At 62.9% G+C, this 23304-nt stretch carries 18 protein-coding genes; 7 read left to right on the top strand and 11 right to left on the bottom strand.

Features of this window, described 5'->3' with window-relative positions; translation table 11 throughout:
- Positions 1–57: 57 nt before the first annotated feature.
- Positions 58–1131 carry a molybdopterin-synthase adenylyltransferase MoeB gene (moeB, locus tag HZ994_08170; GenBank protein QTN34344.1) on the bottom strand — a complete coding sequence of 358 codons (1074 nt, stop codon included), beginning with the start codon at positions 1129–1131 and terminating at the stop codon, positions 58–60.
- A 135-nt stretch (positions 1132–1266) separates the two neighbouring features.
- Here moeB and HZ994_08165 point away from each other — a divergent pair, with 135 nt between their 5' ends.
- On the top strand, positions 1267–1842 hold the full coding sequence (locus HZ994_08165) for a thioredoxin family protein (GenBank protein QTN32306.1): 576 nt from the start codon (positions 1267–1269) through the stop codon (positions 1840–1842).
- 22 nt (positions 1843–1864) lie between these two features.
- Here the strand turns inward: HZ994_08165 and HZ994_08160 are convergent, their stop codons facing one another.
- The 8 genes from HZ994_08160 to HZ994_08125 form a co-directional block, all read right to left on the bottom strand.
- The gene (locus HZ994_08160) at positions 1865–2593 is read right to left on the bottom strand and encodes a zinc metallopeptidase (protein QTN32305.1); all 729 of its coding nucleotides are present in this window, start codon (positions 2591–2593) and stop codon (positions 1865–1867) included.
- Between the two features lie 78 nt (positions 2594–2671).
- Positions 2672–3271 carry a SprT-like domain-containing protein gene (locus HZ994_08155; GenBank protein QTN32304.1) on the bottom strand — a complete coding sequence of 200 codons (600 nt, stop codon included), beginning with the start codon at positions 3269–3271 and terminating at the stop codon, positions 2672–2674.
- Between the two features lie 57 nt (positions 3272–3328).
- Positions 3329–3727: a hypothetical protein gene (locus tag HZ994_08150; GenBank protein ID QTN32303.1), complete on the bottom strand. Its 399-nt coding sequence runs from the start codon at positions 3725–3727 to the stop codon at positions 3329–3331.
- Between the two features lie 11 nt (positions 3728–3738).
- Complete coding sequence (locus tag HZ994_08145; GenBank protein QTN32302.1) at positions 3739–4500, bottom strand: serine protease; 762 nt, start codon at positions 4498–4500, stop codon at positions 3739–3741.
- A 46-nt stretch (positions 4501–4546) separates the two neighbouring features.
- A complete protein-coding gene (locus HZ994_08140; GenBank protein QTN32301.1) occupies positions 4547–5569 on the bottom strand; it encodes an A/G-specific adenine glycosylase in 1023 nt (340 codons plus the stop codon).
- Positions 5566–6063, bottom strand: coding sequence for a transcriptional repressor (locus HZ994_08135; protein ID QTN32300.1), 498 nt, complete (start codon positions 6061–6063; stop codon positions 5566–5568). The genes HZ994_08140 and HZ994_08135 overlap by 4 nt, the downstream gene beginning before the upstream one ends.
- A 43-nt stretch (positions 6064–6106) precedes the next feature.
- Complete coding sequence (locus HZ994_08130; GenBank protein ID QTN32299.1) at positions 6107–7393, bottom strand: archaeosortase/exosortase family protein; 1287 nt, start codon at positions 7391–7393, stop codon at positions 6107–6109.
- Positions 7394–7513: 120 nt separating this feature from the next.
- Positions 7514–9436: a VWA domain-containing protein gene (locus HZ994_08125; GenBank protein QTN32298.1), complete on the bottom strand. Its 1923-nt coding sequence runs from the start codon at positions 9434–9436 to the stop codon at positions 7514–7516.
- A 110-nt stretch (positions 9437–9546) separates the two neighbouring features.
- Here HZ994_08125 and dusB point away from each other — a divergent pair, with 110 nt between their 5' ends.
- Positions 9547–10554 (top strand): tRNA dihydrouridine synthase DusB, encoded by a 1008-nt coding sequence (dusB, locus tag HZ994_08120; GenBank protein ID QTN32297.1) that lies wholly within the window; start codon positions 9547–9549, stop codon positions 10552–10554.
- Between the two features lie 22 nt (positions 10555–10576).
- Positions 10577–11197 carry a hypothetical protein gene (locus HZ994_08115; GenBank protein ID QTN32296.1) on the top strand — a complete coding sequence of 207 codons (621 nt, stop codon included), beginning with the start codon at positions 10577–10579 and terminating at the stop codon, positions 11195–11197.
- Positions 11198–11237: 40 nt separating this feature from the next.
- On the opposite strand, the gene HZ994_08110 is transcribed toward HZ994_08115, so the two are convergent.
- Positions 11238–12995, bottom strand: a complete 1758-nt coding sequence (locus HZ994_08110) for an arylsulfatase (GenBank protein ID QTN32295.1) — start codon at positions 12993–12995, stop codon at positions 11238–11240.
- Positions 12996–13082: 87 nt separating this feature from the next.
- On the opposite strand from HZ994_08110, the gene HZ994_08105 reads away from it, so the two are divergent.
- Entirely contained in the window at positions 13083–14627 is a 1545-nt protein-coding gene (locus tag HZ994_08105; GenBank protein ID QTN32294.1) for an arylsulfatase, read from the top strand.
- Positions 14628–14656: 29 nt separating this feature from the next.
- Positions 14657–17047 carry a hypothetical protein gene (locus HZ994_08100; GenBank protein ID QTN32293.1) on the top strand — a complete coding sequence of 797 codons (2391 nt, stop codon included), beginning with the start codon at positions 14657–14659 and terminating at the stop codon, positions 17045–17047.
- Positions 17048–17053: 6 nt separating this feature from the next.
- Here HZ994_08100 and HZ994_08095 read toward each other — a convergent pair whose 3' ends face one another.
- The gene (locus tag HZ994_08095) at positions 17054–19042 is read right to left on the bottom strand and encodes a metallophosphoesterase family protein (GenBank protein QTN32292.1); all 1989 of its coding nucleotides are present in this window, start codon (positions 19040–19042) and stop codon (positions 17054–17056) included.
- 241 nt (positions 19043–19283) lie between these two features.
- Here HZ994_08095 and HZ994_08090 point away from each other — a divergent pair, with 241 nt between their 5' ends.
- Both HZ994_08090 and HZ994_08085 read left to right on the top strand, forming a co-directional pair.
- Positions 19284–20498 (top strand): NupC/NupG family nucleoside CNT transporter, encoded by a 1215-nt coding sequence (locus tag HZ994_08090; protein ID QTN32291.1) that lies wholly within the window; start codon positions 19284–19286, stop codon positions 20496–20498.
- Between the two features lie 64 nt (positions 20499–20562).
- On the top strand, positions 20563–23241 hold the full coding sequence (locus HZ994_08085; protein QTN32290.1) for a VCBS repeat-containing protein: 2679 nt from the start codon (positions 20563–20565) through the stop codon (positions 23239–23241).
- The last annotated feature ends 63 nt before the right edge of the window (positions 23242–23304 follow it).

Genomic DNA, 23304 nt, shown 5'->3' with positions numbered 1-23304 from the left:
GGCGAATGGAAGAGGAAACCGCCAGATTAGGTGAAGAATTCGATTCGAAGGGACAGATCAGAGTTTCTGGAACGCGTCCATGCCGCCAGTGACGTTGACCACGTTTTCGAAGCCTAGGGAGGTGAGGTATTCGCAGGCTTTGGCGGAGCGCATGCCGGCCTTGCAGTGGATGATGATCTGGGTGTCCTTGGGGAGGTTGGGCGCGTAGGTGGGGATGGTCTGGAGAGGGACGAGCTTTGCCTGCGGGATGTGCACGACGTCCCATTCCTCTTGTTCGCGGACGTCGATGAGGAGGGCGTTGAGGTCGCCGGAGTCGAGGCGGGCTTTGAGTTCGGCGGCGGTGATGGTTTGCATGTTGGGATCGGTGGTTTGGCAGGAAGGATCTGCCGTGGTTTCAGCATTGCTGACGGAAGTGATGGTGGGATTTTCCCCGCAGAGGCGGCAAGCGGGATCGTGGGGCAGTTTCAGGGAGCGGAAGGAAGTGCGGAGAGCATCGTAAATGAGGATTTTCCCGAGCGGCGGCTCGCCGGTGCCGAGGATGAGCTTGATGGCCTCCATAGCCTGGAGGGAGCCGATGATGCCGGGCAGGACGCCGAGGACTCCTGCCTCGTTGCAGGAGGGGACGGCGCCGGGCGCCGGGATTTCCGGAAGCATGCAGCGGTAGCACGGGCCTCCAAGGTGGGGGGCGAAGACGGTCATCTGGCCGTCGAAGCGGTGGATGGCGCCATACACGAGGGGCTTTTTGAGGAAAAATGCGGTGTCGTTGGCGAGGAATCGGGTGGGGAAGTTGTCGGAGCCGTCGAGGATGATGTCGTAGTTTTCCGCGATGGGGATGGCGTTCTCCGGTGCGAAGCGGACGGGGTGGAGATCGATGGTGATGTGGGGATTTGTATCGCGGAGGCGGGCGGCGGCGGAATCGAGTTTGGGCTTCCCGATGGTGGAGTCGGAATGTAGGAGCTGGCGCTGGAGGTTGGAGAGATCGACGGTGTCGGGATCCACCAACCCGAGGCGGCCAACGCCTGCGGCGGCGAGGTATAGGGCGGCGGGTGAGCCGAGCCCGCCGGTGCCGATGAGGAGTACGGATGAGTTTTTCAGCCGCAACTGCCCTGCCTCGCCGATCCCGGGGATCATGAGGTGGCGGGAGTAGCGGGCTTTCTCCTCCGGTGTGAGCACAGGACTTGGGTAAACCCTAAATCTTACATTTTAAACCCTAATCGAGAGGAAGACACGGGTTGCAGTATCCAGGAAAAGGTCTAATCCTGTTGCATGGCTGAAGTGACATCGACATTCGAGTTGAGGTATGGGGACAACGCGCCGGGCTTTGAGCTTCCGGATGCTTGGAAAAAAACCCACGCCATCAGGGATGTGGCGGGCAAGAACGGGACGATCGTGGTTTTCGCCTGCAACCACTGCCCCTTCGTGATTCATCTGGCCGAAAAGCTCGGCGAGCTTGCGAAAGAGCTTTCCGAAAAAGGGGTGGGCACGGTCGCGATCAATTCGAACGATCTGGAAAAATACCCGCAGGACGGACCGGAGGCGATGAAGGATTTCGCGAGGGAGAGCGGCTGGGGTTTCCCTTATCTGCTGGATCGTTCCCAGGACATCGCCAAGCAGTACGGCGCGGCCTGCACCCCTGATTTCTTCCTGTTCGATGCGGAGGGCAGGCTGATGTATGCTGGTCAGTTCGATGAAAGCAGGCCGGGGCGCGGCACCGCGACCGGCGACGATCTCCGCGCAGCGGTTGCCAAGATGCTGGACGGCGAGGTGCCGAAGAAAGGCATCCCGAGCAGCGGCTGCAACATCAAGTGGAAGCCGGGTAACGAGCCGCGATACTTCGGCTAGTTGCGATGCACGTGGTTTGCGTTCAGTCCCTGCGCCCGAGCAGCATCGAAGCGTAGTAGATGAGCATGGCGATGGAGCCGAGCGCTGCGACCACGTATGTCATGGCAGCCCAGAAAAGGGCGTTTTTCGATTTCTCGTGATCCATGGACGAGGAGACGCCGGAGCCTTCGAGCCAGGCGAGGGCGCGTTTGCTGGCATCGAACTCGACGGGCAGCGTGACCACGGAAAACAGGGTGGTGACGGCGAACAGCGCGACCCAGCCGTAGAGGAAAGCGGGCGAGGCGAACATCGCGGATGCGAAGATGCTGGCGAGCAGGAGCATGTTCATGGCGTTGCTTGCGAACTGGACGGCGGGCACCATTTTCGAACGCATCGTGAGCCATGCATATGCCTTCGCGTGTTGGACGGCGTGGCCGCACTCGTGGGCGGCGACAGCGGCGGCGGCGATGTTGTTCATCCCATACACCGCCTCGCTGAGGTTCACCGTTTTGGTGGTGGGATCGTAGTGGTCGGTGAGTTTGCCCGGGGTGCTGATGACGCGGACATCGTTGATGCCGTTTTCGCGCAGCATGGTTTCGGCGATTTGCGCGCCGGTGAAGCGGATGGGGATCTGCGAATACTCGTTGAAGCGGCGCTTCAGCGTGCTGCTCACGAGCCAGCTGGCGATGGCGGTGGCCACGAAGATGATGATGATCGTCGGCGAAAAGCCGTAGATCAGGGCGGTGTTCTGGAAGAGGTATGAGGTGGTCATGGTATGATGTTAGCCCGTTGCACCGGGCTTGCAACCGGAACAGCGGCACATCCGGCTCGCCTTGTCCAAAATTCGGATTCAGCCAATCGTCTTGGTGAGCCGGAAACGGTTGTCGTAGAGGCCGCCGCTGAATTTCCGGCAGCAGGAGTAGCAGGCTACGGCACGGCGGAAAGGCCGCACCCTGCCGATCACGGCCATACAGGATGGGCAGGAGTAGAAATGGTTGCGCGTGATCTTGCGGCCTTTGAGCGGGAGGTTGTGGTAGGTCGTTTCATCCGGGATGCCCAGCTCCGCACAGGCCGCCCGCCACTCCGCGCCGTGCGGATCGATGCGCCGCCGCCCGCAGCGCTCGTAGGCGATGAGGTGGGCGAACTCATGCTTGAGCGTCCTCCAGACCTGGGCATCGGCGATCTCGCGCAGCTTGGGGTTCATCTCGATGCTGCGGTCTGGCCACCAGGCGCGGCCCGCGGTGGTGCGCATCCGGGGATTCCATGAGACGCGCACCTTGCGGGCGAGCTCCGGGAGCCCGAGGGAAGCGGCGGTTTCCTGGCACCATGCGGTCATGCCCGGGTCGCAGCCCGATGCGGCGCTTGGCTGGCGCTTGCTTTTCCGGGACGGCTTGGCGGGCCGCAACCATGCGGGGAAGCGGAATTCCAGCTGTGAGAAAGGTTTCGCCATCCGTTGGAAATGTATGGATTCGCCGTGCGGCCTTGGCAAGCCGGATTCGCAGCCCTGTTAGCGCAGCCCCGCGAGGGTCTTGTATTCGCTTTCCGTAACGGGGTATGGGCCGGAAAACTCGACGCGAGAGGACTTCCCGGAATCCGTGCGGCAGGCGAAGGCCTTGCGCGGGCCGAGGTAGTAGAGGATGAGGTAGCGGTTGTCCCCCTTGTTGGTCTCCGCGAGGAAGTCCGGCATGCCGTGGATGCGGGTGAAGGCCGCGAGATCGGGGTGGCGGATCGACAGCGCGGCCAGCCGCCGGAAGCCGAAGGTCGGGGGGGCTTGGCGGACGAACATGATGTGGTCGTTCGCGGCCGCAGTGGTGCCCATGATGTATGTGGAATTCGAAACGGGGATGCAGGAGCCGCATGCAAGGGCGATGGCGGCGAGGAGGGCGGCTGTCGGTTTGTGCTTCATGCTTGCGTCCCTCAGCGTGTGCCCCGGTCTTTCCCGATGATGGCTGCGAGCTTCCTGGTGTTCGGGCGGTTTCCCTCCGAGTCGATGAAAATCGCGGTCTCCAGCGGGATGATGAATTCCACGGCGGAGTTGATGCCGACGAGGTTTCCGAACGCATCAACGACCGGGCCGCCGCTGTCGCCGGGCTGGAGTGGGATGTCGATCTTGAAGGGCCTGTTGCCGGTGAACGCGCCTTCCGGCGAGAGGGCGGTGCGAAGGCGGCCGGGAGAGGTGCGGAAGCCCGTGGCCATGCCGCCGTGGATGATGCCGTGGCCGGGAGTGAGCCACTTGTCGGCGGGCGTCCACTGGTAGAAATAGGGTGTCTTGCGCGGGATGTGGAGCAGCGCGAGATCGTCCGACCCCGAGCGCCAGACGATGCGCGCCTTGGAGGTGGTGATCCTCCCGCCGCTGCCATAGATGATGAATACGTTTTTCCCATCGGAGCGCGCCAGCACGTGGTCTGCGGTGAGGAAATATCCGTCTGCCGTGATCGGGGCGGCGGAGCCTCCGTCGGCATCCTTCGGAGCCTCGGAGCTGGAGAATTTCCTGTCCACCCAGCTGCCCAGCCCGTCCTTCGATGTGACGACGACTGCCGAGAGCCTTTCGCGCACGATTTGCCTCGCGGTCTCGCCGGGGATGGCCGGATTCGCGGATTGGGGCGGCGGCACCGGTGAACATGCCAGCATGAGAAAGCCGGTGAGGGCTGCGCCCGTTTTCAGGAAAAGTCTGACCATTCGCGGAAGAGGAAACCACAGCTACGGAGGGGAGTCACACCCGATTTCAAAAATCCGCCGAGATCCGCCCGAGCGCCTTGCGGAACGGCGCGGCAAGGGGCAGGGACTCCAGCCGCAGCGGGTCGATCCACTCTTCGCCCTGTTCCACTCCGGGACGATGAGCTGCATGCACCTTGAGCAAAACCCTGTAGCGGGTGATCGGGTAGCTGGCCTCGTAAATGAGTGCCAGCGGTGCGCAGAAATCCGCGTTCCTCAGCGGGAGTTTCCACAGCCCGTTGCGGCGTTTTCCGGTTTCGCGGTGGAGCAGGATGCGGCCTTGGGAGTCGCGGCTCCAGATCGCATGTTCGGTGATTTCCGTGATGGCCGGGGCTTTCTTTTTCTCCGGCAGTTTCTCCGGCTCGCGGGTTTTGCAGAAACGGGACACCGGGCACATTTCACAAAGCGGAACGCCGGGGCGGCAGACTGTCTGGCCCAGCTCCATCATGGCGTAGTGGTGGATGCGGGGGTTTTGCGGATCGCAGAGGGCGAGCGCCCATTCGCGGTGCCTGTTGACGGCGGCCGAGGATTCGATGGTCTCCGCGTCGTCCATCAACCGGGCAAGGACGCGGGAGACATTGCCATCGACCAGCGCGGAGGGTTTCCCGAAGGAAAACGAAAGCAGTGCCGCCGCCGTGTAGGGGCCTATGCCGGGGAGGGCGAGGAGTGCTTTTTCCTCCGATGGGAAAACACCGCCGTGGATTTCCAGAAGCCCCGCCGCCGCACTCCGCAGCATCCGTGCCCGGCGGTAGTAGCCCAGGCCTTCCCATGCTTTCAGCAGGCGGGTGTCATCCGCAGCGGCGAGCGATGCGACATCCGGAAACTCCGCGAGGAAACGCGTGTAATAACCCTTTCCCAGCACCGTCGCCACACGGGTCTGCTGGAGCATCATTTCGGAAACCAGGATCGAGTAAGGATCGCGCGTCCGCCGCCATGGGTAATCCTTACCGTCCGTGGAAAACCATTTACCGAGGGCTTTGCGGAAATCCCCCGTGGCCACCAGCGGCGATGCCTCGAAGCGCGGCTTGATCATCGTTTGCGGCGCAGGCGTTTCCCGGAGAGGCGCGTCGCGATCAGGTTCGGGCAGCGCCCCTTGAGCCGCAGCTGCTCGCAGCTCGCCTCGATCTTGATCGATTGCCTGACAGGCCTGAAACCGAGCCGCCGCGTCACGCAATCCGTCTGGATGTCCACGTTGCCATCCTCGAACTCCACGACATTCCCGCAGTCGATGCAGACCAGGTGGTTGTGCGAAGGTTTCTCCAGGAAATTCGGATCGTAGGTCACCTGGCTCTCGCCGAGATCGATCTGGCGCAGCAGATCCGCCTCCACCAGCAGGCCGAGCGTGCGATAGACGGTGGCGCGGGACGTCTCGCCATCGACCTTGCGGACGCGGTCGAAGAGCTCGTCGGCTGTGAAATGCTCGTCCTTGGAGAAAACCACATCGACGATCTGGTCACGCTGCACGGTGCGGCGCAGGCCTTTGCGCCGGATGAATTCATCGAGCCGTTCCTTGATCCCGCTGTCCATTTGCAGGTGAGGTTATGTCCCGTGCGGGAAATGTAAAAAGGAATCACTGCGCTCCAATCACCGTCTCCGCCACCCACGGGCCGTCGCTCGGGCGGAGAAACGCGCTCCAATACCATGCGGAAATTTCCGCCCACTGTCCGCCGCCCTCAGCCCGGCGGATGCGCTCGCGGACTGTCCGGGGAATGCCGTTGCGCGTGGCGGTGTAGGTGAGCCAGTGCCCGCCCGCGTCATCGGTACGGGTGGTTTTTTCCCCGATGGAAAATCCCTCGGCCCGCAGGCAGTGGGAGGCGGGGTGGAGCTTGCGGGTTGCACGGGTGACGTGGCGGACGGTGAGCTTGAAGCCATCGCCCTCATACACCGCGATGTACCCGGGGAAGTCCGCGTAGAAATTTTCCTCCGCCGCAGTCAGCGCAACCTGTGTGACCGGCTGTCCCCCGAACCGGTGGAGCGGCGGGGCGCTGGAAATTTCATCCGGGGGTTTTGCCATCGAGAACAAAGGCGCGGCGGCGGCACAAACTGCGGCGATGGTCAGGGCGAGCGGGCTGTGTGGGGATGGCGGCGCAGCGCTTGGTTTTTCCCTGTCCGCCAGACCCCTCGCCAGCTTCGCAAGCCCGGCCAGCGCCAACGCAGCGATGACCAGGCCGATGACAGGATGCAGGATGTGCGGCATCTCGATCAGCCCGGATTCCGGGAAGAAAAGCAGGCTGGCGCGGATGCTGTTTGCGGCGAGGGAAATGGCGAGGGCGGCGAGACCGAGCGGGAAAATTTTCCTCCAGCCCAGGGAAAAGGCGGATGCAAGCAGCCCGGTGAAGAGCCCCGCCGTCCACAGCATGTTCAGCCCGCTGCACGCCGGATCGACCCCGACCACGTTCTCACCATGCAACAGCACGACACCCTCCCGCCCCACATCCAGCCCGGCCAGGCCGAGCAGGTTTTCCGCCGCTACCGAGGTCACCAGCCGCAGCGGGTAGCCGAAGAAAAAATCCAGTGAAGCGGCGAGAGGCAGGGAAAGGATGAGCAGCAGCACGATCCCCGGCTTCCTCCAGACACCCGTGACCAATGCCACCGCGACGATGAACATCACCGCCCGGATGAGCGGCGGCAAAAACTGGAATGACACCGCATAGGCGAGCAGCACCGCAATGCCGGAGCCGCGCCCCATGGTGCTTGATGCGATTTCCCTGCGGGCGCGGAACAAGAAGCACGATGCAAACAGTAGCGGCACCAATCCCGCCGCCTCGCCGCCGCCGTCCTGCATCCTCGCCGCATACCAGCGGAGCACGGGGACGGCGGCGAGCAGCAGGGCGGCGACGGGGATCCGGCGTTTCATCATCGGAAGGGAATTGGAGATTGGGAGATTCGAGATTCGTTCCTGCTTGCCCGGGTGGTGGTGGCGTTCGGGCCATCCCCTGATGTATCCATCACGGGTTCCCAATGCCCCTTCGCCGTTTCAGCGGATGCGGAGCAATGCGGTGGCGACGAGCACCAGGGCGATCATCAGGAAGGTGTTCGGCTCCGGCACGCTGCCGCCGGCTCCTGAACAAACGCCTTTTGGCAGCGGCAGCGCCTGTGCCACCGGCACGGCGGGGCTTGTGTCCTCGCGCGGCCTTTCGTCGATGGCGACGAAGGAGGTGTAGGGAGTGAGCAGCTCGTATTCTAGGCCGATTTCCGTCACCTCATCGATGATGCTTTGTTTGCCGGTCAGCTCCGCGTAATCGGCGAGGCTGCGCACGGTTTCCCTCGCCCAGAGGGTGCGGAGGGCGGGGTTTTCGGGGTTCGCGGCCGCCTCGCTCACCTCGAAGCGCTGGGTGTAGCTTCTCCCGTCTCCGGTGATGCCGCTCAGGGCTATTGTTCCTTCCGGCTCGCCATTCCATTTCCCGATCAAGGTCAGCGGGCGGTTCGCGAAAAGGTCGGGGAGCTGCGCGGGCTGGAGATCCGAGCTTTGGAAGCCCTCGCTCTTCACCGTGATCCCGGTCAGCACCGGGCTGGAGACCGCATCGCGGAAACGTTTCACCGCATCCTGCGTTTCCGAGGAATTCGTCACCACGAAGCTCTCGTTGCCGGCGATGTGCGCCAGCCCTTCGATGAGGTGTCGGTTCACGCTGCTGCCCACGCCGAGTGGGAAAACATTCGTGCCGTTCGCTCCGCTGCGGATCAGCTCGAAAGCCTCCGGCTCCGCACTGATGTATCCGTCGGTGATGAGGATGAGCGAGCGCGAGATGTCCTTGCCCGTGGGCAGCGCGATGGCCGTCTGCAGCCCTTCGATGAGCTGCGTGCCCCCGCTGCCGCTGTGGCGCGAGAGCAGCCCGGTGGCCTTCTCGATGTTCGCGGGATTCGCGGCGAGCGGTGTGGATGAAAGCACCTCGCTGCCCCCGGAGAATAGCACCACGTTGAACGTGTCGGTGGGTCGGAGATTGCCGATGAGCTCTCGGAAAAGCGATTTGGCGAGGTTGATCGGGAAACCATGCATCGAGCCGGAGACATCGATCAGGAACACATAGTCGCGGGCCGGGATGTCGCGCTCACCGACGATTGCCGGGGGCTCGACCTGGAGTAGGAAAAACTTTTCCCCATCGCCCTGGTGCAACATCAGTCCGGAGGCGATCTTCTCATCGGCCAAGCGGTAGCGAACAATGAAATCCCGATCCGGCGCGGTGGGCGCGAGTTCGAGGCTCGCACTGCTTTTGTCAAGATAGGTGATCTTGGCCTCGTGCTGCGTGCAGGTGAGCGAGCGAAGCGGCAGCGGTGTCGCGATTTTCAAATCCACGGAAAAGCGCGACGGTGTTTTCCCGTGATCGCCGAGATGCGGGTTTGCTGTGAACCCTTCCGTTTTCCCCTCCCCCGTGAAACGCGGGCCGATCGCGGTCGGCAGGACGAATTCATAGGTGCCGCCCACCGGCTTGATCAGCTCGCTGTAGCGTAGGGACAGCTTGACCACATCGCCGGGCATGATGCGCGCCACCTCCATCTGGAACAGGTTGGGGCGCTGCTGGCTGAGCAGGCTTGCGGATTTGTTCTCCGCCTTCGCTTTCTCGAACTCCCTCTTCGCCTGTTCCTTCTCGCGGATCTTCGCCGTCAGCACCCGCTCGCCGATTGTCATTGTCATCCCGTTCACCGCCGCGCCGGTGGAGGCGGGGAAAAGGTAGGTCGCGTCGATGGGTGTCTCGCCGTCGTTCGTGTAGGTCTGGGTCAGCGTCACTTCCGCGATGGTTCCCGCTACCGTCACCTCCGCATGGGTTTCCTTGAGCGGGAAAACATCCGCCCGGTGATCGCCGTGGATCTGGAAATAGGGTGAGGCGGATTCATCGTTCGCGGCGAAGAGCGGTGCCGCCGCGATCGCGAGGGCCAGGCAGGTGTTGTGGAGCGTTTTCATCACGCCCGCACCATGGGCGGGCTGTGTGAAGATATGATATGCGTTCCGTGAAAAATACGGGAATGCACACACAGGCCCGAGCGGATTGACGGCGGTGCTATCCTGCGGTCGTGCTTCACTGGTTCTCAGACGGGAAATTCCCATTGTATCTCGCGCCGATGGCGGGGGTGACGGATCTCATTTTCCGCAGGATCTGCAAGGAGATGGGGGCGGATGTGATGGTGACGGAGTTCGTCTCCGCGGAGGGGATCATGCAGGCGGATGAGCGGACGCGGAAATACACGGAGTTCGACGAGGGGCAGCGGCCGGTGGGGGTGCAGCTTTTTGGGGCGGACGGGGAGAGGATGGGGGAGGCGGCGCGGAAGATCATCGACAAGGGTCTGGCGGGCAGGATTCCGGATTTCATCGATATCAACTTCGGCTGCCCGGTGAACAAGGTGGTTTCGCGCAACGGCGGCTCCTCGCTGCTGCGCGATTGCCCGCTGCTGGCGAGCGTGGCGGAGGGTGTGCATAAGGCGGTGGGGATGGATGTGCCGGTGACTGCGAAGATCCGGATCGGCTGGGATGCGGATTCGGTGAACGCGGTGGAGGTGGCGAAGACCTTGGAGGACTGTGGGATGCAGGCGATCGCGGTGCACGGGCGGACACGGGCGCAGGGCTACGGCGGCGAGGCGGATTGGGAAACGATCGACGCGGTGGCGCGGGCGGTGGGCGTGCCGGTGATCGGCAACGGCGATATCGCGACCGGTGAGGATCTCGCCAAACGGAAGCGGGAAACGGCGGTCAGCGGGGTCATGATAGGCCGGGCGGCGATGCAGAACCCTTGGGTCTTCCGCGAGGCGAAGCATTTCCTGCAGACCGGCGAAGTGATGGCTCCGGTGCCTCTAACCGAAAGATGGGAGATGATCCTGCGCCATTGCCGGATGGCGGTGGAGAGCAGCAGGTATGGCAACGAGCGCCAGACGCTGACGGCGATGCGCGGGCGGCTGATGGCTTATTGCAAGGGCTTTCCCGGCGCGAAGGATCTGCGGCAGAGGCTCTGCCAGGTGGATTCCGTCGCTTCCGTGGAGGAGCTGGCGGAATTTTCCCTGGGAGGGGATTTGGCTTTCTTCGGGTGAGCCGCCGCGTTATCGCAGGGGCATGAAAACGATGGGTATCGCCTGCGTGGCGGCATTGGCGCTTCCCTCCTGCATGGGATTCTACGGAAACCGTAGTACATACGGACAGGCGGGTGGCGGTGCGGAGATCGGCGGTGCGCGCGTTTCCATGCAAGTCAGGCCGGAGGGCACCAGCGGCGGTTCCTACGCGCTCAGCGCGATGGTTGTCGGCGTGGGCGTGGCGAACCTGGACGGCCCGTTCAGCTGGCGCATCGAGGCGGTTGGCAGGGAAGGTGTCCACGAGAGGATGTATGTGCAGGGCATCCGCACCGTCACCTCCATCACAGGCCGCAACGAGAAATTCCCGGAGCAATGGCTCGGCGAGAGGAGGGATTTCGTCAGGAAAAAATCCTATGCGCCCGGTGAGGTGAGGGCGGTCTTCGAGGTTCCCGCGAAACTGGATGTGAAACCCTCGGTGGACGGTGCGCTCGATGTCTTCGCGGACATCATCGTCGTCGCAGAGGGCTCGCAGACGAGGCGGAACGTGAAATTCCGGCTCGATCCCGCCAGCAAGAAGGACAGGGAGGTCATTTTCATCCCGGCGGAGATCGTCACCGGCATAGGCAAGCCGATGAGCGAGTGGGAGGAGAAGGGCTGGGATTGAACGGTGTCCTTTGAAGCTGGCTTCAGTTCCGCTCGGCGCGTCACTCCTTCGCGGCGTCCCCGGTGAGCTCGATGCGGGCGAAATAGGCGCCTGACTGTTTGCCATCGGCACGGATAAGCGTCGTTTCGAGCATGGTCGGGCCGGCGGGGAGGGTGACGCGGAAGCTGGCGGCGGTGGCTTCCGGCTTCACGGCGATGGTTTCCTCCACCCCGGCGACTGCCAGGCGGGCTTCGGTGACATGCATGGCCTTTTCCAGGTAATCCGGCCAGAGGCGTAGGGTGATGGCATAGGTGCCCGCCTGTTTCACATCCACCGCCCATGGACCCTTGATGGGGTCGCCGCGCTTGATCTGGTTCTGGTGCCATGCTGCTTGCTCCACACCCGGCATCAGCCAATCGTGGCTGGCGAGGGTCATCGGGTTCTCTTCGCCGCCGAGGACGTAGCGCACGGTGTGATCCATCGCGGGTTTCAGCGAGGCCCACCATGTCTCGTAATCGGCACGCAGGCGTTGCGCGACCTCCGGATGGGCGGCGGCGATGTCCTTTTTCTGCCCGGGATCGGCGGCGATGTCGTAGAGTTCCTTGCCGTCGATCAGCCGCCATTTCCGGTTCATCGCGACGGAGTTCTCCCACTTCGGCGGCAGGAAGGCGCGCTGCACGTGGGCGAAGATCGTGCGCTCCGGCAGCGCCGCGTCTCCGCCCAGCAGGTTGGCTTTGAGCGAAACGCCGTCGATTGCAGGGCCGTCGGGCTTTTCCAGCCCTAACAGGTCAGCGAGTGTCGGGAGCACGTCGATGTGTGCGGTGAGCTGCGGCACATCGCGCCCGCCCTCCAGCTTCCCGGCGGGCCAGTGCCAGAAGCATGGCACGCGGTGGCCGCCGTCCCATGCGGAGCTTTTCCAGCCGCGCATCCCGGCGTTGAAATATTCGTAGCCCGCGCCCTGGTCGATCCAGCCGGCGGTGGTGCCGTTGTCGGTCATGAAGATGAGCAGGGTGTTCTCGGCGAGGCCGAGCTTGGCGAGGTGGGCGCGGAAGCTGCCCATGTTCTCATCGATGTTCGCGATCATGCCGTAGAATTTCGCCATGGTCTCCGGCAGTCCGGCGGCGATGTACGGGGCGGAGTATCTGTCCGGGACGAAGTAGGGGCCGTGCGGTGCGTTCGGGGCGAGGTAGAGGAAGAAGGGCTTGTCCTTGTTGCGTTCCACGTAGCTCGCGGCCTCGCGGAACCAGACATCGGTGCAGTAGCCCTCGAACTTCTCGCGTTTCCCGTTCACAAGATAGGTGTCGTCGTAGTAGTCGTTGCCCCAGAAGTCGGGGCCGTTGCCGATGCCGCCGCCGAGGTGCCAGACCGTGTGGGCGAAGCCCTGATCCTGGGGGCGGCAGGGGAAATTGTCGCCCATGTGCCACTTGCCGATCATGGCGGTGTCGTAGCCGTTCGCCCTGAAAAGTTCCGCGAGGGTCAGCTCGTCGGGGCGCAGCATGGAGCGTCCGTTAATCGTGTGCCATACGCCGGTGCGGGTGGAGTAGCGCCCCGTCATGAGGGCGGCGCGAGTCGGCGAGCAGGTGGGATCGACGTGGAAATCCGTCAGTCGCACGCTCTCGCCGTGGAGGGTGTCGAGGTTCGGGGTTTTGAGAACCGGGTTGCCGTGGGCGGAGATCTCGCCGTAGCCCTGGTCGTCGGTCATGATCAGGATCACGTTGGGTTGGCGTTTCTCAGCGGCCCGTGTTTCACAAATGCCGATGCCGGCGGCCGCAGCGATGCTTGCCGCGATGCTTGCCGCGATGTGGATTGTCTTCATCATTTCAAGGGAATTGTGGGCAGAAGGCCGGTGCTGCGGCAAGGCGATACGGCCCTTGATCCGTCCCGCGTATGCGGTACAGCTGGCATCATGAAATTCGCTGCCTGCCTCCCCATTGCACTGCTGATCGCCGTCGCCCATCTTGCCGCAGCGGAAAAGCCGAACATCATCGTCATCCTCACCGATGACATGGGCTACTCCGATCTTGGCTGCTACGGATCGGAAATCGAAACCCCCCATCTCGACGCGCTGGCCGCGGAAGGCCTTCGCTTCACGAATTTCTACAACTCCTCCCGCTGCTGTCCCACGCGCGCCTCCCTGCTCACCGGGCTCTATTCCCATCAGGCCGGTGTCGGTGCGATGACCGCTGACGAAGGCAAGCCCGGCTACCGCGGCAAACTGAACAGGAATTGCGTGACCATCGCCGAAGCCCTCAGGCCGGCAGGCTACACAACGCTGGTTGCGGGCAAATGGCATGTCGGCGAAGGCAAAGGCCACTATCCCACGGATCGCGGCTTCGACCGCTTCTGGGGCTCGCCCGGCGGGGGCGGATTCTATTTCAAGGACTCCATGCTCTCGAAAAAACGCGAGATTTTCTCCAACGACAACAAGATCGATCCCCCCGACGACCTGTATGTCACCGATGATTTCACCGACCAGGCGATCGGCTTCATCGACGAGGCCGTCACGGAAACGAAAAAGCCCTTCTTCCTCTACCTAGCCCACATCGCCCCGCACTGGCCGCTGCAGGCAAAGCCGGAAGACATCGCGAAATACAAGGGCCGCTTCGACAAGGGCTGGGATGCCGAGCGCGAGGCGCGTTTCACGAAACAGAAAAGGATGGGCATCGTGCCGGAAAACGCCGCGCTCTCGGCACGCGATCCGGAGGCAAAGTCCTGGGGGGAGACGCCGGAGGCCGAGCGCAGGGATCTCGCCCACCGCATGGAGATCTACGCTGCGCAGATCGACTCCATCGATCAGAACACCGGCAAGCTCGTCGCAAGGCTCAAGGCACTCGGCCAGTTCGAGAACACCCTCATCCTCTTCCTGTCCGACAACGGCTGCTCCGCCGAGGGCGGCGCGGGAGGGTTCAGCAACGGCGAGAAGGGCGCACCGATCGGCACAGGCCTTTCCCACGCAAGCGCTGGACTGGAGTGGGCGAACGCCTCCGACACCCCGTTCCGAAAATTCAAGATGCACACCCACGAGGGCGGGATCGCGACCCCTCTCATCGCCCATTGGCCGGCGGGTATCGCCGCAAGGGGAGAGCTACGCCATGCCGCCTGCCATGTCATCGACATCATGCCCACCGTGATCGAGATCTCCGGCGCAAGCTATCCGGAAACGGTGTCCGGAGAACCCATCAATCCGATGGAAGGGATAAGCCTAACGCCAGTATTCAGGTCTGATGATCCGGGACAGGAGCGCGAACTTTTCTGGGAACATCTCGGGAAAAAGGCCGTCCGCCGCGGCGATTGGAAAGCCGTCGGCTCGAGGAAAGCGCCATGGGAACTTTATGATCTCAGGAGCGACCCCACGGAAAACAAGAACCTTGCGGCAAAGGACGCCGAACGCACGGAGGAGCTCAAAGCCCTATGGCAAGCCTGGGCCGAACGCTGCAATGTGACCAGGTAATCCACGAACCCGCAAAAATCATCAAAACCATGAGATCCGGCATCCTCCTCTTCGTCTTCCTGTCCCTGCATCCTGCCGTCCGTGCGGCGGATCCGGTTTCCCTCAGCGGGATCTATCCGCACCTGACGATGTTCAATTCCTCGGGGGAATGCGGCACTGGCGCGGTGGTGCCGTGGCAGGGAAAACTCTGGATCGTGACCTACGCCCCGCATTCGCCCAAAGGCTCGGATGACAAGCTCTACTCCGTTTCCCCGGATCTCATCCAGGCGATCCATCCGGAAAGCATAGGCGGCACCCCCGCGAACCGCCTCATCCACAACGAATCCAAACAGCTTTTCATCGGCCCCTACGCGGTGGGTGCCGACTCGAAGGTGCGCGCCATCCCCTACACGGAAATGTTCGGCCGCCCCACAGGCACCGCCCGCCACCTGACCGACCCCGCGGGAAAAGTGGTTACGGCCACGATGGAGGAGGGGATCTACGAGATCGGCGCGAAAGGCCTCAAGGTCACCGAACTCTGGGGCGATGAGGACAACGCAGCCAGCTCCCGCAAGTCCGGCCTGCCCGGCTACCACGGAAAGGGCTTTTACTCCGGCCAAGGCGTTTACGTGTATTCGAACAACGGCGAACGCGGCAACGACGCTAAGACCAAGCCCGAAACATCCTCCGGCGTCCTCGCCGAGTGGGACGGCAAGGCCGAAAAATGGACCATCATCCGCCGCAACCAGTTCACCGAAGTCACCGGTTCCGGCGGCATTTATGGAAACCCAAACCCCGCCACCGACCCGATTTGGACGGTGGGCTGGGATCACCGCTCGCTCCTCCTCGGCGTCCGCATGCCGGACAGCGGCTGGACTTTCTACCGCCTCCCGAAAGGCTCGCACTCCTACGACGGCGCCCACGGCTGGAACACCGAGTGGCCCCGCATCCGCGAGATCGGAAAAAAGGATTTCCTGATGACAATGCACGGCACCTTCTGGAATTTCCCGCCCACCTTCACCCCGAAAAACTCCTCCGGCATCGCGCCGCGCTCGAACTACCTCAAGGTCATCGGCGACTTCGCGGAGTGGAACGGGAAAATCGTCCTCGGGTGCGACGACACCGCGAAATCGGAGTTCCTCAACAAGCGCAAGGCCAAGGGCCACGTCCCAGCGCCGCAGTCCCAGTCCAACCTCTGGTTCGTCGATGAACCGCAGCTCGACAAGCTCGGCCCCGCCATCGGGCGCGGCGCGGTGTGGGTCGATGAAGCGGTGAAAAAGGATGCGCCCTCGGATGCCTTCCTCTTCTCCGGTTACGCGCGCCGCGCCGTTCACCTCGCCCATAGCGCCGGGGAAAAAGTCACCTTCCGCATCGAGACCGACATTAAGGGCGATGGCGAATGGACCCCGCTCGCCGAGGTCGATGTGCCCGCATCCGGCTACCTCTTCGTTCCCTTCGCGGAAAGCCAAACCGGCGCATGGGCGCGCATCACCTCCACCATCGATCTCGAAAAGGCCTCCGCCGTTTTCACCTTCCACAATCCTGACACCCGCAACTCCGAGGCCGATGCCATCTTCGGCGGAATCGCCAAGCCCGGCGAAGCACACACCGGCGGAGCCGTCCATGCCTTCGGCGACCGCCGCACCCTCGGCTTCCACGCCGTGAACGCCGCCGGGGAACGCATCGGCACCTACGAGCTCGACTCGGAGCTGCAACTCAAGCCCACCATCTGGCGGAAAACCGAGAAGATGCCGGACATCCCCACCGGCATCCTCACCGTGGACGCCGCCTCCGTCCTCTATGTCGATGACAATGGCAAGCGCTGGCGCCTCCCGAAAGGCGACCCCGCCCTCGACAAACACGAATACCGCGTGTGCCGCGAGGTCGCCACCGAGCGCGACCTCTTCAACGCCCACGGCACCTTCTACGAACTCCCCGCCGAGAACGCCGGCGGCTTCGCCAAGGCCCGTCCCGTCGCCACCCACAACCGCCTCGTCCACGACTATTGCTCCTACCGCGGCCTCTTCGTCGTCTCCGGCATCGTGGAAAAGGCGCCCGCCGACAACCCCCACATCATCCGCTCCGCCGGCGGCGAGGTTGCCCTCTGGGCCGGAGCCATCGACGACATCTGGAAACTCGGCAAGCCCCGCGGCCACGGCGGCCCATGGCAGGGCAGCGCGGTGGAAAAGGACATCCCCTCCGATCCCTACCTCCTCACCGCCTACGACAGGAAAACCCTCACCCTCCGGGCTGACAGGAAGACCACCATCTCAGCCGAGATCGATCTCACGGGTGAGGGGCGCTGGTCCGTTTACGAAACCTTCGAGGTGAAACCCGGCGAGGAAACCAACCACACCTTTCCCGTGGAATTCCAAGCCTATTGGATCCGCTTCAAGTCATCGGAACCCTGCACCGCCACCGCACATCTTGTTTACGAGTGAGGCGGATCATTCGCCCGTCTCCAGCAACAAGGCCGGATCAAGGCTCAGGTCGCTGCTGTCCTTGCCGCTGTTGTGGCCCTCGAGGGCGATGATGTTTTTCCCTTCACGGAAGGCACCGGCGAATTCCGCGAGCGAGAAGTATTCCGCCCCGCTCGCCTCGTGTTTCTCGACTTTCGTGCGCCCGTCCTTTCCGCGGACGACGCCCTTGGAGAGAAGTTCTTTCCCGTTCATGTGGAGGACGAAAGCGTCGTCGTAGTTGATCAGCAGGCCGAGGCGTTTCAGGTCGGTACCCGGCGGGATCTCGAACTCACGGCGGATGTAGATCGTGGTGAAATTCCCCTGCATGTCCTTGAGCTCCGTTCGGTCGTCGCCGTCGCCGTATCCGAAACCTGCCGTTCCCGGTTTCCAGCCCTCCTGCCTCGGGTCGAATCCGAGCTGGGTCCACATTTCGGTCTCCGGTTCGTCGCCGTCGGCGAGGTAGTCCCACTGTGCGTGGCGCGGGATGATTTCCCTGGTTTCCTTCGGCATCAGTCCAGGGACATTTCGCTTTCCGGCTTTCCGGGCCTCCTCGGCATCCGCGACGGTCTTCGGCGCGCCAAGGACGCCCGCTCCGGTGCGCTCCGCCGTGGAATCGTCGGGCGTCCAAGGGTTTTCCACGACGCTCTGCTTCACCGTCCCGCGCTTCACGATGGCGAAGCGGTCGCGCTCCTTGCCGCGTAGGTCGAGCATGACGCCGGTGAGCGTGTCGCCGTCGATGTCGATGAGGGTGGAGCCGTGGTCGAGCACGATGCTGCGCATGACAGGGGAGATGCCCATGTTGTTGCGGCCCAGGGCACCGCCGTGGCCGGTCACAAGCGCCACCGTGCCGTTGTGGGGGGTGGTCGCTTCGCTTTTCTTGTATGCCCCGTCGCCATCCGGTTTGCCGTCTCCGTCATCCAGGACAACGCCCTTCGCGGTGGTGGGGGTTGTGTATGCGCCGTCAATCAGCATCGAGCGTTCGTAGATGTGCGAGTGTCCGCTCAGGACGAGATCGACCCCGCCGTTTTCCAGGATGGGCATGATGGATTCCCGCATCTCCACAAGCTGGGTCTCGGTGTCGCTGTTGTGGGTGCCCTTGGTGTAGGGCGGATGGTGCCAGAAGCCGATGATCCAGCGCGATTCCGCTGCAGCCAGATCGCGCACCAGCCATTTCGCCATTTCGCCTTGCGGGGAGCGGTCGATATCGTGCGAGTTCAGGCAAATGAAATGGATGTCGCCATGGTCGAAGGAGTAATACGATTCGCTGCCGGAGGGCACCCCGCCCGCCTCTCCTTTCACCGGGCAGACATAGGCGTCGAAAAACGGCCCCACGCCCTTTAGGCCATTCGAGCTGTGCCCTTCGTGGTTTCCCATCGAAGCCCAGCAGACGGTGTTGCGGAGGGTGTCCTTGTAGGGTTTGAAAAATTTCGTCTGGAACTGCGCATCGGTGCCCTGGCCGTACGCCATGTCGCCGACGTGGAGGTAGAGGTCGAGCGGGCGTTTCGTTTCCTCCGTGTAGGCGACCATGGCGCGGTGGACGAGCATCTGGTGCGCCTCGCCGGTGCCGGAGTCCCCGACCACCCAGATCCGCGCGGGGGTTGGTTTGCCTGTGGGCGGGTGGGTGGTGAAACGATATTCCGGGCCGCTTCCTGTGAGAGCCTTGGCACCGTCGAGGATATCGTAGCGGTAGGTGGTGCCGGGCAGGAGTCCGGAGATCGTCGCCTCGTATTGGAATGCGCCTTGCGGCGCCCCGCTGAGCCCGGAGCGTTCCAGGATGGCAGGGCCGGAGCATGTTCCGCTCTCGACCTTCCCGTCTTGCGAATAGTTCACTTTCGGGTTGGCAAGCTCGCCTTCGGTTCTCCAGACGATGGTGATCCCGTCCTGCCGCGCCACCTGGAGGTATGGGCCGCGGGTGATTTCCGCCGCGAGGCAGGCGGAGGCCGACAAGGCGAGAACAAAAGCGGGGCGGAGATTCATCGTCCCGCCATTACGGCTCCAGGTCCGCTACCCTGTCAATCTCGTCGAAGGCGCACCGGTTCGAGGGCGGTTCCAGACTGTCTGCGTCCGAGGACGAGGCCAACGTCTATCCGAAGTCCGAGACGTACTGAGATCCCGGCGGAACGTGTGGGAGTGCCCCTGCGGGAGGGGGAGAAATGCAGGCCGAGCGGCCGTTTATTCCCCTTCCTATCCGGTTCGCGAACGGATATTTGTCAGTCCCATGACCGGTCTCCTTGGAATCGCCGCGCTCCTCGGAGCGGCCTATCTTCTCTGTGACAACCGCAAGGCGATCCGCTGGCGGACGGTCGGCGCGGCGCTGGCGATCCAGGTTTCCATCGGCTTCGTCGTGTTCGCGGTGCCGGCCGGGCGGGAGACCTTGCAATGGCTCAGCAACGGCGTCACCAACGCGATCGGAGCTGGGAAAGAGGGCGTCGATTTCCTTTTCGGCCCGCTGACCACGGACGGGCCCGCTTCGATCGGTTTTATCTTTGTGTTCCGTGTTCTGCCGATGATCATTTTCTTCTCCTCGCTCATCGCGGTGCTCTATCACCTGAAGGTGATGGCGGTGGTGATCAAGGTGCTGGGAGGCGCTCTGAAAAAATTGCTGGGAACGAGCCGGACGGAATCGCTCTCGGCGGCGGCGAACATTTTCGTAGGACAGACGGAGGCTCCGCTGGTGGTGAAACCCTACATTGCCCGGATGACACGATCCGAGCTTTTCGCGGTGATGGTCGGCGGGCTGGCGAGCGTGGCGGGATCCATTTTGGCCGGGTATGTGGCGCTGGGTGTGGATATCAATTATCTGATCGCCGCTTCGTTCATGGCGGCTCCGGGCGGCTTGCTTTTCGCGAAGCTGATGAAGCCCGAGGTTGATGTCCCGCACGAGGGGAACCTAGGTTTCGCGGAAGGCGATGAGAAGCCGGCGAATGTGGTGGATGCGGCTGCGGTCGGGGCATCCACCGGTCTGATGCTCGCGCTGAACGTCGGGGCGATGCTGCTCGCCTTCATCGGCCTGATCGCACTTCTCAACGTGATGATAGGCGGGATCGGCGGCTGGTTCGGAAACGGAGACCTCAGCCTCCAGGTGATACTCGGCTGGTGCTTCGCGCCCGTCGCCTGGCTGATCGGGATGCCGTGGGAGGATGCGGTGAAAGGCGGCAGCCTGATCGGGCAAAAGCTCATCCTCAACGAGTTCGTCGCCTACGTTCAATACATCAAATGGCAGGAGATGCTCTCGCCCAAGGCACAGGCGATCGGAGCCGTTGCGCTCTGCGGCTTCGCCAACCTTTCCTCGATCGGCATCCTCCTCGGCGGTCTCGGCGGCATGGCTCCGAACCGCCGCTCTGAGATCGCGAGGCTGGGTTTCCTGGCGGTGATTGCGGGGACTTTCTCGAACCTGACGAGTGCCGCGATCGTGGGGCTGTTTGTGGGGTGAGAGAAGGATCCCACTTTCACATCGCCGATTGCCTAAAGGTAGAGGGCGGGGCAGGATGGGGCTGTTGAGACCGGAGATTACAAAGGATGTGGATCCCAGGCCGTGGTTCGCTGGCTTGCTGGGGCTCTACTTAATTTGCGGGCTGGCGTTCCTCGGTTTCGCGCGTACGCCGTTGCAGGCTGGGATGGTGGTTGTGACGGCGGCGCTGGCGGATTTCCTGGCGAACCGGTTTTTCAGGAAACGGACGGAGTTCCCGTGGAGCGGGCTGATCACCGGGTGCGGGCTGGCGCTGTTGCTGGACTATGGATCGAATGTCTGGCTGCCGCTGCTGCCGCCGCTTCTGGCGATCGGGTCGAAGCACCTTTTCACGCTCAACGGGAAGCATGTCTATAATCCGGCGCTGTTCGGTGTGATCGCGGGGATGCTGCTGGGTGGTGGGCTGATCTCGCCCGCTCCAGCCTACCAATGGGGCGGGACGTGGGCGATCGCGATGTTCCTTGGCGGGCTGGCGATGGTGGTGTTCATCCGCAAGATCCAACGCGGCTGGCTGGTGGGTTCGTTCCTCGTTTTCTACTGCGCCCAGACTGCGCTGCGGGCTTGGGTGATGCGTCACCATGTGCCTGCGGAGGCGATCTGGCTGGGGACGCTGACAGCTCCCGCGTTCTTCCTTTTCGTGTTCTATATGCTGACCGATCCGGCGACCTCCCCGGCGAAAAAGGGAGCGCAGATCGGAATCGCGGCGGCGATCACCGTGGCGGATCTCGGGTTCCATTTCATGCAGGGCTACTACACGCTCTTCTACGCGGCGTTCACGGTGCAAACGGTGCGGTTTCTTTGGGGTTGGATCAAAGCTCGAGGATTTCCCGAATCGCGGGTGCTTGTTAGGAAAGCGGTGCTGGCATCGGTTCTGGTGGGCGTGGCATTCGCGCTGGATCGGACTCCGCGCGGGCTGACGGAAAGTCCCGGCTTCACGTGGGTGGAGAAGGATCTTTTCCCGTCCAAGCAGGGAACCATCCTCACCGATATCGATCCGCGTCTCCAGCATGTCGGGAAATGGATTCTCTCGGTGGGCGATGCGGCGGCGGTGGCGGATGTGGACGGCGACGGGCTTCAGGATCTTTTCCTGACGAGGCCGATGAAACGGGCGGAAGATCGCTGCACGCTTTTCCGGAATACGGGGGATCTGACATTTGAAAAAATCCAACTGCCCGCGCTCGATGTGATCCGCGCCGATCCGGCCGAGTATGGTCTTCCATCCTGCGCGGTCTTCGCGGACATCGACAACGACGGCGACCAGGATCTTTTCATCGGCATGGGTTTCGGCGGCAGCAGGCTTTTCAGGAACGATTCTGTCGCCGGGGAAATCGCCTTCACCGACATCACGGAGCGGTCAGGGATCACCGGCCACCACACCTGCCTTGCGGCGATGTTTTTCGATCCCGACCGCGACGGCGATCTCGACCTGCTGCTGGGAAACTCGATGACGCCCTACCTGCCGGATTATGAAAAGCCGACCCCGCTCAATCCCTTCCGCCTGCCCCGGCCGGAATATGAGGGCGACCGCCGTATGTTCCATTTCATGCACGCGAGCTGGCACAAGGCGGAGAACGGCGGGCTGAACCAATTCTACCGCAACCGGGGCGACGGGACTTTTGCGAAGGAGGATATCAAAAAGCTCGGGATGCCGGAGACGCATTGGACGCTGGCACTGAACTCCGCGGATTTTGATGGCGATGGCTGGCCGGACATCTACGCGGCGTCCGACTTCGGCCCCGATGACCTTTACCTGAACGAGAAGGGAAAAGGTTTCCGCAGGATCGAAGGGTCGCATTTCGGATCCATCGGAAAAGACACCTACAAGGGGATGAATGCGAGCATCGCGGATTTCGACCGCAACGGCACGCCGGACATCCAGGTCTCCAATGTGCACGCGCCGATGCAGGCGGAGGGAAGCTTGTTGTGGATGACGGAGCGGATGGCGGATGGCAGCGTGCTATTCCACAACGAGGCAGCGAAACGTGGAGCACTGAATCCCGAAAGTTTTGGGTGGGGCGCGGGCGTCGCCGACCTCGATCTCGATGGCTGGCCGGACATGGTGCAGGCGAACGGGATGGTGGACGACAGTATGGATCGCCGCTTCGATAAGCCGCGCGACTACTGGTATGTGAACGGCCAAGTGGCGCGCAGCGATCCCGGTGTCCATTCCTACGCAGACAAATGGGGTGACACTCGGGGCTACACGATCTGGGGTTCGCAGAAAAGCCGGGTGCTGATGAATCGGGGCGGGACTTTCCACGATGCATCGGATGTCACGGGGCTTTCCCGGCTCGGGAACTCGCGCGGGGTGGCGCTCGCTGACTTCGACAACGACGGGGATGCGGATCTCGTCCTCACCCGGCAGTTCGATCCGGTCTCATTCTACGAGAACCGCCGTAGTTCATCCGCTGCGTGGATCGGTCTCGAGGTGCGGGGAAACGGGAAAGCGGTGCCCAGCGATGCGGTTGGCAGCGTGCTGGAGATTTCCCAGGGAGGGAAAAAATGGCACGTCGATGTACTCAATGTCTCGGGATTCTCCGCCCAGGGCGACAGGCGCATCGTGGTGGGGCTGGGCGACGACAAGTCACCCGTGCGGGTGAATGTGAAATGGACGGACGGGACTAGCGGCGAATACGGGCCGTTCTCCACCGGAGGCTATCATCAGATAGGAGAGTGGCAGCGGATTGCATCCGCAATGGTTCGCTAGGGAGTAGGTGCGTCCCGCGCCTTGGGTTCAAGCGGGTGTCCCACCCGCAGTGACAAAAGACTT

The sequence above is a fragment of the Akkermansiaceae bacterium genome (assembly GCA_017798145.1).
Classification (GTDB): Bacteria; Verrucomicrobiota; Verrucomicrobiia; order Verrucomicrobiales; family Akkermansiaceae; genus Luteolibacter.
The sequence above is the reverse complement of the archived record's forward strand: the minus strand, read 5'-3'. Positions and strand labels throughout refer to the sequence as shown.